This is a genomic window from Pseudoflavonifractor phocaeensis, from assembly GCF_038439875.1.
Lineage (GTDB): Bacteria > Bacillota > Clostridia > Oscillospirales > Oscillospiraceae > Vermiculatibacterium.
The window spans coordinates 231050-247434 of record NZ_JBCDMT010000002.1 but is presented as its reverse complement, the minus strand read 5'-3'; the positions used below and the strand labels follow the sequence as shown (position 1 = coordinate 247434).

13 protein-coding genes are annotated in these 16385 nt (G+C 64.3%); 3 read left to right on the top strand and 10 right to left on the bottom strand.

Annotated features, from left to right (window positions below):
• Positions 1-54: 54 nt before the first annotated feature.
• From mnmE to AAEU42_RS03250, 3 genes are all read right to left on the bottom strand, one after another.
• Positions 55-1425 carry a tRNA uridine-5-carboxymethylaminomethyl(34) synthesis GTPase MnmE gene (gene mnmE / locus AAEU42_RS03260; RefSeq protein ID WP_342232098.1) on the bottom strand — a complete coding sequence of 457 codons (1371 nt, stop codon included), beginning with the start codon at positions 1423-1425 and terminating at the stop codon, positions 55-57.
• Positions 1426-1682: 257 nt separating this feature from the next.
• Positions 1683-3089, bottom strand: coding sequence for an NAD(P)/FAD-dependent oxidoreductase (locus tag AAEU42_RS03255; protein ID WP_342232097.1), 1407 nt, complete (start codon positions 3087-3089; stop codon positions 1683-1685).
• A gap of 122 nt (positions 3090-3211) precedes the next feature.
• Positions 3212-6310 carry an Ig-like domain-containing protein gene (locus AAEU42_RS03250; protein WP_342232096.1) on the bottom strand — a complete coding sequence of 1033 codons (3099 nt, stop codon included), beginning with the start codon at positions 6308-6310 and terminating at the stop codon, positions 3212-3214.
• A gap of 239 nt (positions 6311-6549) precedes the next feature.
• Here AAEU42_RS03250 and AAEU42_RS03245 point away from each other — a divergent pair, with 239 nt between their 5' ends.
• Both AAEU42_RS03245 and AAEU42_RS03240 read left to right on the top strand, forming a co-directional pair.
• Positions 6550-7863, top strand: coding sequence for a Na+/H+ antiporter NhaC family protein (locus AAEU42_RS03245; protein WP_342232095.1), 1314 nt, complete (start codon positions 6550-6552; stop codon positions 7861-7863).
• A 3-nt stretch (positions 7864-7866) separates the two neighbouring features.
• Positions 7867-8334, top strand: coding sequence for a hypothetical protein (locus tag AAEU42_RS03240; RefSeq protein ID WP_342232094.1), 468 nt, complete (start codon positions 7867-7869; stop codon positions 8332-8334).
• Between the two features lie 40 nt (positions 8335-8374).
• Here AAEU42_RS03240 and AAEU42_RS03235 read toward each other — a convergent pair whose 3' ends face one another.
• The 3 genes from AAEU42_RS03235 to spoIID all read right to left on the bottom strand — a co-directional run bounded on the left by AAEU42_RS03235 (position 8375) and on the right by spoIID (position 10683).
• Positions 8375-9067, bottom strand: a complete 693-nt coding sequence (locus AAEU42_RS03235) for an LrgB family protein (RefSeq protein ID WP_342232093.1) — start codon at positions 9065-9067, stop codon at positions 8375-8377.
• The gene (locus tag AAEU42_RS03230; RefSeq protein ID WP_342232092.1) at positions 9060-9461 is read right to left on the bottom strand and encodes a CidA/LrgA family protein; all 402 of its coding nucleotides are present in this window, start codon (positions 9459-9461) and stop codon (positions 9060-9062) included. The genes AAEU42_RS03235 and AAEU42_RS03230 overlap by 8 nt, the downstream gene beginning before the upstream one ends.
• Positions 9462-9630: 169 nt before the next feature.
• Positions 9631-10683 carry a stage II sporulation protein D gene (spoIID, locus tag AAEU42_RS03225; RefSeq protein ID WP_342232091.1) on the bottom strand — a complete coding sequence of 351 codons (1053 nt, stop codon included), beginning with the start codon at positions 10681-10683 and terminating at the stop codon, positions 9631-9633.
• 146 nt (positions 10684-10829) lie between these two features.
• Between spoIID and AAEU42_RS03220 the strand changes: the two genes are divergently transcribed.
• A complete protein-coding gene (locus AAEU42_RS03220) occupies positions 10830-12188 on the top strand; it encodes a citrate/2-methylcitrate synthase (RefSeq protein WP_342232090.1) in 1359 nt (452 codons plus the stop codon).
• A 92-nt stretch (positions 12189-12280) separates the two neighbouring features.
• Here the strand turns inward: AAEU42_RS03220 and AAEU42_RS03215 are convergent, their stop codons facing one another.
• From AAEU42_RS03215 to AAEU42_RS03200, 4 genes are all read right to left on the bottom strand, one after another.
• Positions 12281-13474, bottom strand: coding sequence for an aminotransferase class I/II-fold pyridoxal phosphate-dependent enzyme (locus AAEU42_RS03215; protein WP_342232089.1), 1194 nt, complete (start codon positions 13472-13474; stop codon positions 12281-12283).
• 71 nt (positions 13475-13545) lie between these two features.
• Positions 13546-14250, bottom strand: coding sequence for a GNAT family N-acetyltransferase (locus tag AAEU42_RS03210; RefSeq protein WP_342232088.1), 705 nt, complete (start codon positions 14248-14250; stop codon positions 13546-13548).
• Positions 14243-15169, bottom strand: a complete 927-nt coding sequence (locus AAEU42_RS03205) for a sensor histidine kinase (protein ID WP_342232087.1) — start codon at positions 15167-15169, stop codon at positions 14243-14245. The genes AAEU42_RS03210 and AAEU42_RS03205 overlap by 8 nt, the downstream gene beginning before the upstream one ends.
• Before the next feature lie 105 nt (positions 15170-15274).
• Positions 15275-16381, bottom strand: a complete 1107-nt coding sequence (locus tag AAEU42_RS03200) for an S-layer homology domain-containing protein (RefSeq protein ID WP_342232086.1) — start codon at positions 16379-16381, stop codon at positions 15275-15277.
• Between the last annotated feature and the right edge of the window lie 4 nt (positions 16382-16385).

Here is a 16385-nt window from a genome sequence, read left to right as displayed (position 1 = left end):
AGCCATAAAAACCCCCGCCCGCGTCTGAGACGCGGGCGGGGGTTTTCGTTCCAGTCATTTGCCGACACAGAACCGCTGGAAAATGCGGGCGGTGATATCCTCCCGGACGCTCTGGCCGGTGAGCTCCCCCAGCGCGGATAGGGCCTCCTCCACATCGGTGAGGACGGCGTCGGGGGTAAAGCCCGCCCTCAGGCCCTCGGCGGCCCGCCAGACGGACTCCTTGGCCCGCCCCGCCGCCTCCGCCTGCCGGGCGTTGGTGAGGAGCTCCCCCTCCGTCCCGTCGGCGGGGCCGGGCAGGAGCCGGGCCACCGTCTCCCCCAGCTTGTCCAGGCCCAGGCCCAGCTTGGCACTGACCTCCACGCCGGGGGGCAGCTCCCCCTCCACTGTGGGGATGCCCCCCGAGGGCAGGTCGGATTTGTTCCAAACCAGAATGGTGGGCGCCAGGGCCACGGCCTCCTCCACCAGCTGAAGATCCTCTTGGGTCATCCGCCGGGACTGGTCCAGCACCACCAGGATGAGCCCGGCCCGCTCCATGGCCGCCCTGCTGCGGGCCACGCCGATCCGCTCCACCGCGTCCTCCGTCTCCCGGAGCCCGGCGGTGTCGATGAGCCGCAGGAGGACGCCCCCCAGGACGCACCGCTCCTCCACCGTGTCCCTGGTGGTCCCCGGCACGTCGGTGACGATGGCCCGGTCGTAGCCCACCAGGGCGTTCAGGAGGGTGGATTTCCCCACGTTGGGCCGCCCCACGATGGCGCAGGGCACACCCCGGGCCAGGACCTTCCCGCTGTCGTAGCTGGCCAGCAGGGCGGTCAGCCTTCCGTAGGCCTCCTCCAGCCCCGCCCACAGCTCTTTCTCCTCAAAAGGCCCGATGTCTTCGTCCGGATAGTCCAGCACCGCGTGGAAATGGGCCATCACGTCCACCAGCCCGTCGTAGATCTCCCCCACCCGGCGGGAGAGGGCCCCGGAGAGCTGGCCCGCCGCCTGGCGGACCGCACCGGGGGTCTCCGCGTCGATGAGGTCCATCACCGCCTCGGCCTGGGCCAGGTCCAGCCTGCCCCCCAGGAAGGCCCGCTTGGTGAACTCCCCGGGCCCGGCCTGCCGGGCCCCCTGGGCAAAGAGGGCCTCCAGCCCCAGGGCCAGCACCGCGGGGGCGCCGTGGCACTGGAGCTCCGCCGTCTCCTCCCCCGTATAACTGTGGCCCGCGGGGGACCAGGTGGCCAGGATCCGGTCGATGGCCCTGCCCTCCCGGTCCACCAGGGTCCCGTACACCAATGAGCGGGGCGGGTGATTCGCCAACCCCTTGCCGTCCAAGGACTGAAAGACCGCTCCGGCCGCCTTCGCCGCCTCCGGTCCCGACAGGCGGATCACGCCGATTGCGCTGCGGGCCGCGCCGGTGGCCACCGCGGCAATCAAATCGTTTTCCACGGATTCACCCCCTTTTTCTCCCATGGAGATTTTCGTCGAATTCGCCCGACAATTTGCCCTTGACAAGTCCTTATGTCAACCAAATCTGCATACCCTTTTCCACACTGTTAACATAAGCGAGTGTGGATAACGCTGTGGATAATGTGGAAAACCTTGCGGCTGCTCATTTTGTCACTTTTTGTAACCATTTCAGAAATGAATACTGCTTTGTATAACCGGTGTCAAAAAAAGATTACGGTCACGTAAAACATCCGTTCTTATTTCCCAATTTCCTTCAGCCGCCGGGTGATGACCTGGGCCACCTTCACCCCGGAGGCGCCCGCCTGGGCCAGGCCCCGGGTGACCCCGGCGCCGTCCCCGATGGCGAAGAACCGGGGCAGGGCGGTCTCCAGCTCCCCGGAGAGGGCCAGGCGGGAGGAGTAGAACTTTACCTCGGCGCCGTAAAGAAGCGTATCGTAGTTGGCGGTGCCGGGGGCCAGCTTGTCCAGCTGGTAGATCATCTCGATGATGTCGTCCAGCTGCCGCTTGGGCAGGGCCAGGGACAGGTCACCGGGCACCGCTGCCGTCAGGGTGGGCCGGGTGAAGGATTTGCTCATGCGGTGGTCGTTGGAGCGCACCCCCTTCACCAGGTCCCCGAAGCGCTGGACCAGCACGCCGCCGGCCAGCATGTTGGACAGGGAGGCGATGTGCTTGCCGTAGCGGTAGGGCTCGTTGAAGGGCTCGGTGAACCGGTTGGAGACCAGCAGGGCGAAGTTGGTGTTCTCGCTTTGGAGGGCGGGGTCGGCGTAGGAGTGGCCGTTCACCGTGTTGATGCCCTCCACGTTCTCGGCCACCACGTGGCCGTAGGGGTTCATGCAGAAGGTGCGCACCTGGTCGCCGTACTGCTTGGTGCGGTAGACCAGCTTGGACTCGTACACCACGTCGGTGATGTGCTCAAAGACCCGGGCGGGCAGCTCCACCCGCACGCCGATGTCCACCTGGTTGTTGATGAGCTGGATGCCCAGGCCCTTGCACTGGTTGGCGAACCACTCCGCCCCGGAGCGGCCGGGGCCGGCCACCAGCCAGCCGCAGTCCACCTCGTCACCCTTGGCGGTGGTGAGGCGGTAGCCCTCCTCCCCCAGGTTTTCGATCTTGTCCACCTCGGTGTTGAAGCGGAAGTCCACCCGGTCCTTCATGTCCTCAAAGATATTCTGGAGAATACGCAGGTTGTTTTCCGTGCCCAGGTGCTTGCAGCGGGCCTGGAGGAGGTGGAGGTCGAACTCCAGGGCCTTTTTCTCTAGGGCCTTGGCCGCCGGGCTGGAGGTGGAGTAGACCTCCTCGGTGGCCCCGTGGGCCACGTTGATCTCGTCCACATAGCCGATGAGGTCCATGACCTCCTTGGCGGGCATGAAGTCGGTGAGCCAGCCGCCGAAGGCGGTGGTGAAGTTGAATTTTCCGTCGGAGAAGGCTCCCGCGCCGCCAAAGCCGCACATGGTGTCGCACACCGGGCACTGGACGCACTCGCGCACCTTCCCCGCCACGATGGGGCAGCTGCGGCTGTAAATATCCCGGCCTTTCTCCAGCACCAGGACCTTCAGGCCGGGGTTCAGGCGGGTGAGCTCGTAAGCGGCGTAAATGCCCGCCTCTCCGCAGCCGATGACCGCCACGTCCACTTTTTCTCGCATGTCCATTCTCCTTTTGTATGGTGATGTGGGTAGTTACGGGATATTATATCATAGGATGCGCCGTTTGACAAAGGAAACGGCCCCCGGACCTGGTCCGGGGGCCGCTTTTTCCATAAAGTTTTTTACAGCGTGAGCACCCGGTGGAGGATGACCGCCATCTCGGCCCGGGTGAGGGAGCCGGTGGGGTTCAGCCTGCCGCTGTCGTCCCCCTGGATGACCCCGGCCTTGACCAGGGCGGCCACGGGCCCCTGGGCGTACTCGGCCACCGAGGACCCGTCGGTGAAGCTCAGCAGGCTGAGGCTCCAGCCATTCCCCAGGCCCCGTCCCACCGCGTCCAGGGTGCGGTGGAGGAGGACCATGGCGTCCTGCCGGGTCAGGGCCCCGGCGGGCTCAAACTTCCCGTCGCTGCCCTTGGCGATGCCCTGGTTTTTGGCCGAGGCGATGGCGTTGGCGTAATAGCTGTCCACAGGCACGTCGTCAAAGCTGTACCCGCTGGCCTTGGGCAGGTCGAAGGCCCGGTAGAGCATCAGAACAAAGTCTCCCCGGGTCATAAGGCCGGCCGGGTCGTACCGGCCGTCGCCGGTGCCGGTGGTGATGCCGTTCTCCGCCAGAAAATCCGCCGAGGCCGCCGCCCAGCCGTACTGGCCCATATCGCTGAACCGGGAGGAGACAGTCGGGGTGGTGACGGTGATCTCCACCGCCCCCTTGTACTCATAGCCGGCGGTATCGGTGCCGGTGTAATTGAGGGTGAAGGTGCCCTGATAGCCGTATTTGGGGACAAAGGCCACCCGGCTGACGGCGTTGCTGCCGGAAAGGCCGTACGCGGTGCCGGAGGAGACCAGGCCGCCGTAGCTGGCGGGGCCGGTATAGTCATAATACAGCTTGCCCCGGCTGGGATCGGGCAGGGTGAACTTCACCGAGGACAGGCTGGTGCCGCCCCGGGTGTCAAAGGCATTGGAAAAATCGTAGGGCTGGAACCGAACCGGGGAGATCCCCGTGGTATACCGGATGGTGCCGGGGTCCTGGCGGGGGACCACCTTGACGGACACCGTGCCGGAGACGCTCCGCTTATTGGTGTCCCGGCCGGTAAACTCGATCTCCACCGTGCCGGCGGTCCCGTTGGCGGGGACAAAGGTGACGTACTCCAGGTAGGGGCTGCCGCTGCGGTAATAGTTCGTGGAGGCGGCGACCTTCTTGTCATAGCTGCCGTCCTTGGCGTTGTACTTATAATAGAGGGTCCCCTTGCCGCTGCCGGGCAGGGTGAAGTTCACGTAGTCCAGGCTGTACCCGGTCTCCCCCTTGCACCAGTCGTTGAAGGCCCCATCGTCGAAGGTGACGCTCTGCCCGGCGGTGACGGTGTAGTTCACATCTCCCGGCTCCTGCCCTACGGCGATCTTGACGGTGCCGGAGACGGTGTTTTTGTCCGTGTCCCGGCCGGTGAAGGAGATGGAAACGATCCCGGTATAGTTCTTGGCCGGGACAAAGGTGACGTTGGACAGATCGGGGCTTTCCCCCCGGTAATAGCTGGTGGAGCTGGTGACCTTTTTCTCCCCGCTGGAGCCGTAGTTCAAATAGAGGACCCCCCGGTTGGAGGAGGGCAGGGTGAACTTCACATAGTCCAGGCTGTACCCCGTGATCTTCTTGCAAGCGCTGTTGAAGTCACTGGAGTCAAACTCCACCGCCTGGTTCGCGTCCGTGGCGTAGGTGACCTTGGCCTGCTGCTGGGTGACCGTGATGACCACCTGGCCGGTAATGCTGCTGCCGTTGCTGTCCACGGCGGTATAGGCGATGTTCACCGTTCCGGTGTAGTCGCTCTCCGGCACGAAGGTGACGTCGGACAAGTACCGGCTGCTGCTGCGGTAATAGCTGGTGGAGGCGGACACCTTACTGTCGTAGTTTCCGGTGGAGGTGTTGTAGTCGTAGTAAAGGATACCCCGGCTGGTGGCGGGGAGGGTAAAGCGGACGTAGTTCAGGCTGTATCCGGTGGAGTTGGTGACCGCCGTATTGAAATGGTCGGCGTTGAAGGCCACGGGGACCCCGGCGGAGGTGGTATAGGTCACGTCGGCCAGGGCGGCGTTGATGACGGTGACGGTGCATGTCAGATTGGAATAGGTCTTTCCGTTCACCTTGGGGGTAACGGTGATGGTGGCCCGGCCCACGCTCCGGGCCGTGAGGGTGATGGCGTTGTTATTCGTGGTGGTGGCACTGGACAAAGTAACAACGGAGGTGTTGCTGCTCTGCCAGCTCACTGTGTAGGAGGCTCCACTGGGGATGCCGCTTACGGACAGACTGGAAGTCTTGCCCGTGGTCATGGAAAGGTTGGTCTGGCTGAGAGAGAGGCTCATATCGACGACGTTGATCCTGCACTCCGCAGTCCGGGTGTCTTCCCCGGTCCCCACGGTGGCCGTGATGGTGCAGAAACTTCCCACCTTCGCGTTGGAGGGCACACGGACCGTCACCGTGGTACCGGCAGCGTCCACGGTAGCAAGGGAGGTATTACTGCTCAACCAGGTAACGGTCTGACCCGCCGGGGTGACATTGGCTGTGAGGGAAGCCGTACCTCCGATACTCACGTTGATAGCGCTGCTGCTCAGGCTGATGGCGGGGGCAGTGTCCGCCTCCACAGTGACGGTGCAGGTAGCGGTCTTTCCGTCATCATCGGTGATAGCGGCGATAGTAGTCGTGCCCACACCTACGGCGGTGACTTGGCCGTCCTTCACCGTGGCCACATTCTCCTTGGTGCTGGTCCATTTGATTGCCTTATTGGTAGCGTTCTCCGGGGACACCGTGGCGGTCAAAGTCTCCGTTCCACCCACTTTCAGGGATAGGGAGACTTTGTTCAAAACAATGCCGCTGACAGGCTCTTCCACGGTGACAGCACATGTGGCGTAAAGTCCTCCATCGGTTGTGACGAAAATATCAGCCTCCCCTGGAGACACAGCGGTAACCAAGCCATCCTCTACCGTGGCCACCGCTTCCCGGCTGCTGGTCCAGTGGACGGTTTTGTTTGTGGCGTCTTCTGGAAGCACCTCCGCCTCCAGTTTCAGGGTCTCTCCCTTTTTCAGGCTGACCTCGCGCTTGTCCAGACGCACTTCGGTGACGGCGATTTCAGGAGGCTGGCTCTCCTCCTCCCCCTCGGCCAGGGCGGCGGGCATCAGCCCCGCCGCCAGGGTCAGGGACAGCAGGGCGGCCAGCCACCGGGATCTCATCTTCTTCCTCATAACCTCAGACTCCTTCCAGTTCCAGTTTTCTGAAACGATTCTTTATAGTTTGATTGTACCGCTTTTCCCTCGGCTCTTCAACAATAGTAGACGTAAAAACCCACTGAAATGTTTCTTTTACCGGAAATTTTAAAAGCCGGGCGGTCCGCCCCCCTTTCTTGACGCTTCGGCTTTGCTGTGATAAAGTAAAGAAAATCGTTTCGTGTGATACGATTTGTGTGGAAATGGGAGGAAACGACATGAAGAAAAATAACCCCAGGGCCCTGCTGCCCATTTTGGTGTTCCTGCTTTTGTACCTGGGCCTGGGCCTCAGCTTTGAATACGTGCTGAAGATCCCCATGGGCTTCTATAACATCCCCATCGTGATCTGCTTCCTCATCGCCATCCTGGTGGCCTGCCTCCAGAACCCGGAGCTGTCCTTCGACAAAAAGCTGGAGATCATGGGCCAGGGGGTGGGGGATAAGAACATCGTCACCATGCTCCTCATCTTCCTGGTGGCCGGCACCTTTGTGGGCGTGGTGGGCCGCTCCAGCGCCGAGAGCGTGGCCTACTTCATGCTCTCCATCATCCCCGCCCGGTTCGCCGTGGCGGTGCTGTTCGTGGTCGCCTGCTTCGTCTCCACCGCCATGGGCACCAGCGTGGGCACCATCACCCTCATCACCCCCATCGCCGTCTCGGTGGCCTCCGCCTCCGGCTTCGGGGTGCCGCTGTGCATCGGGGCCGTCATGGGGGGCGCCATGTTCGGGGACAACCTCTCCTTTATCTCCGACACCACCATCGCCGCCTGCAACGGCCAGGGCTGCGCCATGAAGGACAAGTTCCGGGAGAATTTCGGCATCGCCCTCCCCGCCGCGCTGGCCACATTGGCGGTGATCCTGGTGCTGTCCTTCCAGGTCCCCCTGGCCGGGGCCGTGGTCCAGCCCTACGACCTCATCCAGATCATCCCCTACGTGCTGGTGCTCATCGGGGGCATCATCGGCTTCAACGTCTTTGTTGTGCTTTTGGTGGGCATCCTCTCCGGCTCCGTCATCATGCTGGCCACCGGCCACACCGCCGCCACCGACCTGCTGGCCAACATGGGCTCCGGCGCCGCCGGCATGTTCGAGACGGCCATGGTGGCCGTCCTGGTGGCCGCCATGTGCGCCCTCATCCGGGTCTACGGCGGCTTTGACGCCCTGCTGAACTTTATCCGCCGGGTGTTCAAGGGCCGCAAGGGGGGCCAGCTGGGCATGGGGCTCCTGGTGGGGGTCATGGACATCGCCACCGCCAACAACACCGTGGCCATCGTCATGGCCAACCCCATCGCCAAGGAGATGAGCCAGGAATACGGCGTTACCCCCCGAAAGACCGCCTCCCTCCTGGACACCTTCTCCTGCGTGTTCCAGGGGATCATCCCCTACGGCGCCCAAATGCTGGTGGCCATCTCCGCCGCCGCCGAGCTGGGCCACGCGGTCTCCGCCTTCGACATCATGCCCTTCCTCATCTACCCCTATCTCCTGCTGGTGAGCTCCCTGGTGTTCATCTTCGTCCTGCCGGAGCGGAAGAAGGCCTGATCTATGAAAAAAGGGCTGGTGGAGCGGCTTCCCCTTCTCATTCCCCTGGGGCTTTGCTTTCTGGTGCTGGGGTTTTTCCTGACCCCCCGGACGCTGATGCCGCCCAGCCGGGTGGACGAGGTCTTTTGGGTCGCCGGGCCCTCTCAAACCGGTTCCAGCACGGCCCCGGAAACCCTGGAGCGGGTAAAGGCCGCCATGGCCGATACCACGCTGACGCCGGTGGGCCTGCCCCTGCCGGAGGGATTTTACGGTCGGGCCATCACCTTCGTCTCCCCGGAGGTCAGCGAGCTTTACCTCGTCACCCTCCGCAGTCTGGACAACCGGGTCATCTCCGGGTTTGCCATCGACGAGCTGGGGCAGATCTACAAAAACCACGTCATCTACAACTACACCTGCGGCGGGGAGGAACTGCTGGACCTCTTGCGGGACGACAGCCTTTGGACCGGCATGACGGTCCTCTATCCAAACTGACAAAACAGCCGCCTCTTCCCAATGGGAAGAGGCGGCTGTTTTATAGAAATTGGGCGAACACCGACGCCGCCGCCACCGTGAGGAGGCCGGCCACGGCGATGGAAAGGCTGGACATGGCCCCCTCCACCTCCCCCAGCTCCATGGCCTTGGCGGTGCCGATGGCGTGGGCGCCGGTGCCCAGGGCCAGGCCCCGGGCGATAGGGTCGTGGATGCGGAAGAGCCGGAACAGCCCCTCGGCGGCCACGTTGCCCAGGATGCCGGTGAGGATGATGGCGGCCACCGTCAGGGCGGCCACGCCCCCCAGCTCCTCCGCCACCCCCATGCCGATGGCGGTGGTGATGGATTTGGGCAGGAAGGTGACATAGAGCTGATGGTCCAGGGCGAACACCCGACACAGCAGGAGGATGCCCGCCAGCCCGGCGAAGGTCCCCGCCAGGATGCCCCCCGCCACGGCGGGGAGGTTCTTCCGCAAAAGCCCCAGCTCCTCATAGAGGGGGACTGCCAGGGCCACGGTGGCCGGGGTGAGGAGCCAGGAGAGATACTGCGCCCCGGCGTTGTAGTCGGAATAGGGCACCCCCAGCACCTTGAGGGAGGCCATGACGCAGAGGATGGCGATGAGGAGCGGGTTCAGGACAGCCAGCTTGAACCGCTTTTTCAGGAGGAGCCCCACCTCGTAAAACAGCAGGCTGATCCCGGCGCCGAAGAAGAGGGAGCGGGCCAAAAAATCAGACATGCCGCTCCGCCTCCCCTTCGGCCTCTTCCTCCGCCAGCTCCCCCGGCTTCCGGGTGGCGCGGAGGATGCCCTGGGCGGTTCGGCCGGTGACCGCCATCACCAGCACGGTGGTGGTCACGATGATGACGGCGGCGGGGACCAGGATGGGCCGGAGAAGGCCCCAGATGTCCAGCAGGCCCACCGCCGCCGGGATGAACATGACGGGCATGATCTCAATGAGAAAGCTCGCCGCCCCCTTCACCTGCTCCGGCCGCACCAGTTTGGCGCACAGGGCCAGAAGCATAAGGGCCAGGCCGTAGACGCTGGCCGGGATGGGCAGGGGGATCAGGGCATGGAGGCCCTCCCCCAGGAAAGAGACCGCCAGGATAATCAGGAATTGTCGTAAAAAGGCCATGGACATACGCCTCCCAGAAAAATCAACCTCTTTATTATAAACGTCCTGTCAAGGACACTCCGCCGGTTTTTCTTTCCACCGGGCGGACCGGTCTCATCTCTGAAGGGAATGGCTGACCGTAGAAGAGGGGGGCCGCCGCCGGCGGTCCCCCCTCTTTTGGATTCCCGGCTCAGCCCTCCAGGCCGGCCACGGTGACGCCGGTATAGTACCACTCCAGGATCTCCTGAAAGTTTTTCCCCTGCCCCGCCAGGGCGTTGGCGCCGTATTGGCTCATGCCCACGCCGTGGCCGTAGCCGGTGACCCAGAAGGTGACCGTGTCCGCCGTGGCGGCGGCCTGGAAGTGGGCCGACCGAAGGCCGAAGATGGCCCGGACCTGGGGCCCCGTCACGGTGACCCGCCCGATGGTGACCGTGTCCACCGCTCCGGAATCGTCGGTGGTCAAGTCCTGGAACCAGCCCATGGGGTCGCCGGAGAAATCCGCCTCGGGCCGGGCGGAGAGAAATTTCTCCCGGAACTCCGCCGGGGTGAAGGTGACCACGGTGCGCCAGCCGGGCACCTCCTCCCCCTCCGGGCTGTCCACCGAGGCCAGATAGGGCACGCTGGAGCCCCAGACCTCCTGGGCGTCCGAGGTCTTGCCCGCGGCGGAGGAGAAAAAGACCGCGTCGATGGGTTGTCCCTCATAGAGGCAGAGAAGGCCGTCGGTGTCCGACACGGCTTCAGTAATCTTATCGGAATACCGCTGGGCGTTCTCCCCCCAGGCCGCGGCGGCCTGCTCCCGGGTCAGGTAGGCCTGACAGCAGGCCGAATCGGTGCACACGTCGGCGCCGGGGTGCTTGTCCCCCGCCCCGGCCCGCTGGTAGAGGCAATAGGTCCGGGCCGCCACGGTCTGGGCTTTCAATGCCTCGCTCTGGAAGGAGGCCGGCATCTCGGCGGCCACCACCCCCCAGAGGTAATCGGACAGGGTGACGGTCTCCACCGAGCCGTCGTTCTTCAGTAGCCGGAGAGTCTGTCCCCCGTCCCAGCCGGGCACCGGCGTCACCGAGGCGGGCTCCAGGATGGGGAGGGTGGCGGTGGGGACCGGCTCCGGCGTCTCCCGTCCTCCGGGTTCCTCCTCCCCCGGCAGGAAAAAGAAGGGTAGGAGGAACAGCAGCAGCAAAAGCACCGCCCCCGTCACCAACGCCTGCCGGGGCCAGGCCGGGCTTTTGCAAGTTTCATGCTTCACCATTTCAAAATCCCGTCCTTTTCCCGTCTCCGCCCCCAGGGGGCGAAGCGTCTGTTTTCTTGATTTTGTCAGCTCCGCCAGTTGACCCGCCCCACATTTTGGAGTACAATGATTTTCAACTTATATGGGCAAGGGAGTGTTCCAACATGCAGACTGCCGCCGTATCCGCCGGCTTCCTGGAGGGGCTGTGCGAGGAGTACCGTAAAAACAACCGCATCGACCCGGCCGCCTACGACAAGTGGGAGGTCAAGCGGGGCCTGCGCAACGCCGACGGCACCGGCGTGGTGGCCGGGGTCACTGAGATTGCCAACGTCCGGGGCTACTACATCCAGGACGGGGAGCGGGTGCCCATGCCCGGCCAGCTCATCTACCGGGGCATCGACATGGCCGAGCTCATCCAGGGCTTTACCTCCGAGGGCCGCTTCGGCTACGCCGAGACCGCCTACCTGCTCCTCTTCGGCGCCCTGCCCACCAAGCAGCGGCTGGCGGACTTCGAGGCCTTCATGGAGGCCCACCACGACCTGCCCTCCATGTTCACCGAGGACATGATCCTGAAGGCCCCCAGCCCCGACGTGATGAACAAACTGGGCCGGGCGGTGCTCACCCTCTACTCCTACGATGATAACCCCGAGGACATGGCGCTTTCCAGCGAACTGAGGCGAGCCATGATCCTGGTGGCCCGGGCCCCCCAGATCGTGGCCCACGCCTACGCCGCCAAACGGCACTACTACGACAACGAAAGCCTCTACCTCCACCGGCCCCAGCCGGGGCTGACCATGGCGGAAAATTTCCTCTGGGCGGTGCGGCACGACAACAAATTCACCCCCGAGGAGGCAAAGCTCCTGGACCTGTGCATGGTCATCCACGCCGAGCACGGCGGCGGCAACAACTCCGCCTTTACCTGCCGGGTGCTCACCTCCACCGGAACCGACCTGTACTCCTCCATCGCCGGGGCCATCGGCTCCCTGAAGGGCCCCCGCCACGGCGGCGCCAACAAGAAGGTCATGGAAATGTTCCAGTACATCGAGGATGGGGTCAGGGATTGGACCGACGAGGAGGAGGTCTCCGCCTACCTGGGCAGGCTCATGGACAAGGAGGCCGGGGACCGCTCGGGGCTCATCTACGGCATGGGCCACGCCATCTACACCCTCTCCGATCCCCGGGCCGTCCTGCTGAAAAAGTACGCCAAGGGACTGGCCGAGAGCAAGGGGATGCTGGACGAGTTCCAGCTCTATGAGGCGGTGGAGCGGCTCACCCCCCGTGTCATGGCCGCCCACGGGCAGCGGAAGGTGGTCTGCGCCAACGTGGACCTCTTCTCCGGCTTCGTGTACAAGATGATGGGCATCCCCATGGAGCTCTACACCCCTCTCTTCGCCATGGCCCGGATGGTGGGCTGGTGCGCCCACCGCGTCGAGGAGCTCTTCACCTCCGGCGGGCGGATCATCCGCCCCGCCTATAAGGTGGTGGCCCCCCTGCGCCCCTTCGTGCCCCTGGAGGAGCGGTGAGTCGGACCGGCAGAGTTTTCCCCGCCTGAATAAAAAACCACGCCCCGCGCCGTCCTCTCTGGACGGCGCGGGGCGTATGTTTTTGAGATTTTTCAGCGGACCGGCAGGGCCTTCACGGCCCGCTCCAGCAGCTCCAAAAGCAGCGGCATGACCGCGGGCTCCGGCAGCATCAGCCGGACCGCCCGGGTGTCCAGCCCCACGTAGGACTGGCAGCTGACGGTGAGGATGCCGAACTCCATCAGGTGCTTTTGCAGGTGGAAGTCCTCTCCTCCCCCCTCGTAATAAAGCATCATGATGGGGGTGCTCTCGCAGGTCTCCGCGATCCGCAGGGCGCGGCCCCAGGTCTTGTTGAACCCCTCGATGGCCTGGGTCAGCTCCCGTTTCCCCTTCTTCACCGGCTGGATGCCGAAGGGATCTTCCGGATTTTCCAGCTTGGTCTGGAGGGCGGTCTGGGCCAGGGAGCGGGCCAGGCCGTTGCTGTTGAAGGGGAGCACCAGCTTCTCCAGCTGGGTCAGCAGGCCCCACTGGTTGGACGCCACGCCGTACCCCAGCCGCACCCCGGCCATCCCCCAGCCTTTGGAAAAGCTGCGGGTGACGATCATATTGGGAAACCGGGGCACCAGGTTGATGGCGCTCCTGCCAAAGGGCATATACTCGGCGTAGGCCTCGTCCACCACCAGCACCCTGTGGAGCTCCAGCGCCCGCCGGGCCACCGCCTCGATGTCCTCCAGGGCCAGGATCTGCCCGGTGGGGTTGTTGGGGTTTTCCACGATAAAGAGGTCGTACTGGGGGCCCATCCGCTCCAGGTACCCCTCCGCCTCAAAGCGGTAGCCCCGCTCCCGGTTGAGGTAATAGCACTCGTACACCGAGCCGCTGCAGTTCACGTGGTCGATGTAGGCGGTGAACTGGGGGGCGTGTCCCAGGACTTTCTTCCCCCGGGTCAGGCACAGCAGGTTCAGCCCGCACAGGATGTCGTAGGAACCGTTTCCCAAAATGAAATGGTCCCCGGTGAGCCAGTCCTCCCCCACCCCGTTGCGCCGGTACCAGTCCGCCAAAGCGTCCTTCAGAGTGCCGTCATGGGGGTAATACTTGATGACGGCGTAGTCGCCGTGGTGCTCGTCCGTCCTCTGCCGGAACTCGTGCAGCCGTTGGAAGATGCAGTTGCCCAGCGGGTCCGCGTTCACCCCCAGGGAGCAGTCCACCTTGACCTCTCCCTCCGGGACGCTGCCCGCGTAGTCCTTGGAGACATAGTCCACAATGTAGGGATTCAGCGCGATCGGTTCCATCTTACCTCTCCTCCTTCTTCCCGTGGGCCGCCAAGACAACCGGCGGCAGGGTGGCTTCACCTTGTCCCGCCCTATTCAAACAGCCAGAAGAGCTCTCGGTCCGAGAGCTCCAGCCCCACCTTTTTCTGAAGGGCCAGGGAGGCGGCGTTCTCCGTCTCCACCTGGCCGAAGGCGTACTGCCCCCGGCTCAGGGCCAGCCGGACGGCTCCGGCCTCCAGCGCCTCCCCCAGGCCCCGGCGCCGGTATTCCGGCAGGACCTCCAGCATCCCGATGGAGCCCTCGTCGTGGAAGCCCACGAACCCGGCGGGCGCCCCATCCACAAAGGCCCCCAGAAGGCCCCGCTCCACCGCGCCCAGCATATAGTCCAGTCCGCCGAAATCGCTGGAGTAATGCTCCGCCGCCCACCGGGCCCACTCGGGGCCCAGCAGCCTCAGCTCCCCCTCAAATTCCGGCAGCGGGGGCGGCTGGCTGGCCGTCCAGGCCGCCGAGCGGACGATCTTCCTCCCGTGGAGCCCCAGGCGCTCCTCCAGCAGGGGCAGGCACCACAGCGCGTGGCCGGTGACCAGCTCGGCGTCCCCCGGAATGAGGTCCAGCAGTTCCGCCGCCCCCTCTTCCAGGGCAAACATGTAAGAGCCGCTTCCATGGTCCAGCAGGACTACGCCCCGCTCCTCCGCCGCCAGAACCTCCGCCGAGCCACGGCGGAGCACCTCCAGCATGTTTACATAAAACAGAGGGTCCTCCAGCAGGAACCGCCGGGCCAGCGCCAGATCATCCATGGATCGTTTCTCCTTTGAGGGGCAGTGTGATGACAAAGGTGGTGTGCCGCCCGGTGCTCTCCGCCCGGATGGAGCCGCCGTGGAGCTCCACGATCTCCTTGGCGATGGCCAGGCCCAGGCCCGCCCCGCCGGTGCGGGTGGACCGGGCCGCGTCCAGGCGGTAGAACTTCTGAAAGATATTGGACAGCTCCTTTTCCGGAATCTCCAACCCCTCGTTAGTGACGCTCACCACCGCCTGGTCCCCTTCCCGCTTGGCGGTCAGCCCCACCGGGCCGCCGGGGGCGGAATAGCTGACGGCGTTGCGCAGCACGTTGTCAAAGACCCGGGCCAGCTTGTCCCCGTCCCCCTCCACCACCAGCCGGGGCTCGATCTCCGGCACACAGGTGAGCTGTTTGCCCGCGAAGAGGGGATAAAACTCGTCGGCCAGCTGCTCCAGCAGGAAGGAGACCTGCACCTCGTCCCGCCGGTCCAGGGCCAGGTCCATGGTGTTGATGTCGAAAAACTCCCCCACCAGCTCCTCCAGCCGCTTGGCCTTGTCCAGGGCCACGCCGGTGTACTTGCTCCTCTGTTCCTCGGTGAGCCCCGGCTCGTCCCGCAGCAGCTCCAGATAGCCCAGGACGGAGGTCAGCGGGGTCTTTAAATCGTGGGCCAGGAAGGCGATCAAGTCCTGCCGCCGCTTCTCCTCCTGGCGCACCTCCTCCTGCTGGAGGAGCAGGCGGGAGCGCACGGCGGACAAATCCCCGCCCACCGGCCGCAGGGGGCGGGGCACCTCGGGCTGCCGCTCCGGGTCGGCCAGCACCTCCCGCAGGTATTTCCCCACCTGCCGCAGCCGCCGTCCGGGCAGGGCGATCAGCACGATCACCGCCACCAGCAAAACCAAAAAAGCGCCCGTCACCAGGGCGATCTTCCAAGCGGGCACGCGCACCCCTCCTCTCGTTTTTTTCATTATAATCCGCCTGGCGGAAAATGACAAGAAGGGCCCCCGGCAAAAAGCCGGGGGCCCTTCTCATGATTGGTTCTGCGCTTATGCGCTGGGACCGCCGTCGTTGGCGTTGTCGTGGTAAAGCCAGGTCTCGTCGATCCAAACGTTCATCCAGTGCTCGGGAGGCACGGGCTTGGTCTCATCGGGCCAGTAGAAGGTGTGATCGTTGGCGGCCTCGATGATCTCGTAGTAGGCCCAGTGTCCCTTGGGCACGTCGGGCCAGGTCATGTACTGGGTGGAGCCGTTTTCCGTGTTGTGGCTCGCCACGCCGCTGTGGACGTACTCCGTCAGCTCGCTGAGGCCCACGGCGTCCACGCCCCGGTTCAGGTAGCCGTTGAAGATCTTCACCGCCTCATCCCGATGGATGTTGCTCAGAGGCTTGAAGGTCCCGTCGGTGTAGCCGTTCACCCAGCCGTTGGCGTAGGTGGTGTACACCCCGTCAACCGCCCAGGAGGCGATGTCACCGGCGTCGGAGAAGGGCATCCCCTGGTTGCTCTGGATGCCCGCCAGACGGGCGATGACGGTGGCGAACTCCTGCCGGGTGATGGGCTGGCCGGGACGGAAGGTCCCGTCGTCATACCCCTTGAACACGCCGTTGATGGTGCAGAAGGAGATGGCGCTGTAAGCCCAGTCGTTGGCCACGTCAGAGTAGTTGCCGGGGTTGCCGTAGTCGCTGCCCTCCACGAAGCCCTCCAGGCAGGCACGGGCAATAATGGTGGCAACAGACCCACGGGTGATATCATCAGAGGGTCCAAAGGTACCATCAGGGTAACCAATGACGTAATGGCCGTGATCGACGGCCGTGTGGCCCTCTTCCGTCTCATAGACGGCGTAGAAGATCGTATCCGCTTCAATCTTCTCTTCTGTCGGATTCACCAGCTTAGGCGTTTTTCCCTCCTGAATCTTGGCGGGATCGGTGGTGGACCAGCCCAGGAATTTGTAGCCCTCCAGGGCGGTCACCTCCGGCACGTTGACAGGAGACTTGCCCAATTTAACCGCCTCTGAGGTCAAATCCTCACTGACTCCGTTGAAACCCAGGGCATAATCCACGCTGGCCGGGCACTTCTGGGCCGCGGCGGCCGGCAATGCCGCCGCGGTCAGAAGCAGAGTCACGGAAAGAAGGGTTCCGATGATTCTTTTCGCCTTCATCTTT

Excerpts from the sequence above, each read along its gene's own strand:
- AAEU42_RS03255 (WP_342232097.1), bottom strand. The coding sequence starts at position 3,089 with ATGCGAGAAAAAGTGGACGTGGCGGTCATCGGCTGCGGAGAGGCGGGC.
- AAEU42_RS03250 (WP_342232096.1), bottom strand. The coding sequence starts at position 6,310 with ATGAGGAAGAAGATGAGATCCCGGTGGCTGGCCGCCCTGCTGTCCCTG.
- AAEU42_RS03245 (WP_342232095.1), top strand. The coding sequence starts at position 6,550 with ATGAAGAAAAATAACCCCAGGGCCCTGCTGCCCATTTTGGTGTTCCTG.
- AAEU42_RS03240 (WP_342232094.1), top strand. The coding sequence starts at position 7,867 with ATGAAAAAAGGGCTGGTGGAGCGGCTTCCCCTTCTCATTCCCCTGGGG.
- AAEU42_RS03235 (WP_342232093.1), bottom strand. The coding sequence starts at position 9,067 with ATGTCTGATTTTTTGGCCCGCTCCCTCTTCTTCGGCGCCGGGATCAGC.
- AAEU42_RS03230 (WP_342232092.1), bottom strand. The coding sequence starts at position 9,461 with ATGGCCTTTTTACGACAATTCCTGATTATCCTGGCGGTCTCTTTCCTG.
- AAEU42_RS03220 (WP_342232090.1), top strand. The coding sequence starts at position 10,830 with ATGCAGACTGCCGCCGTATCCGCCGGCTTCCTGGAGGGGCTGTGCGAG.
- AAEU42_RS03215 (WP_342232089.1), bottom strand. The coding sequence starts at position 13,474 with ATGGAACCGATCGCGCTGAATCCCTACATTGTGGACTATGTCTCCAAG.
- AAEU42_RS03210 (WP_342232088.1), bottom strand. The coding sequence starts at position 14,250 with ATGGATGATCTGGCGCTGGCCCGGCGGTTCCTGCTGGAGGACCCTCTG.
- AAEU42_RS03200 (WP_342232086.1), bottom strand. The coding sequence starts at position 16,381 with ATGAAGGCGAAAAGAATCATCGGAACCCTTCTTTCCGTGACTCTGCTT.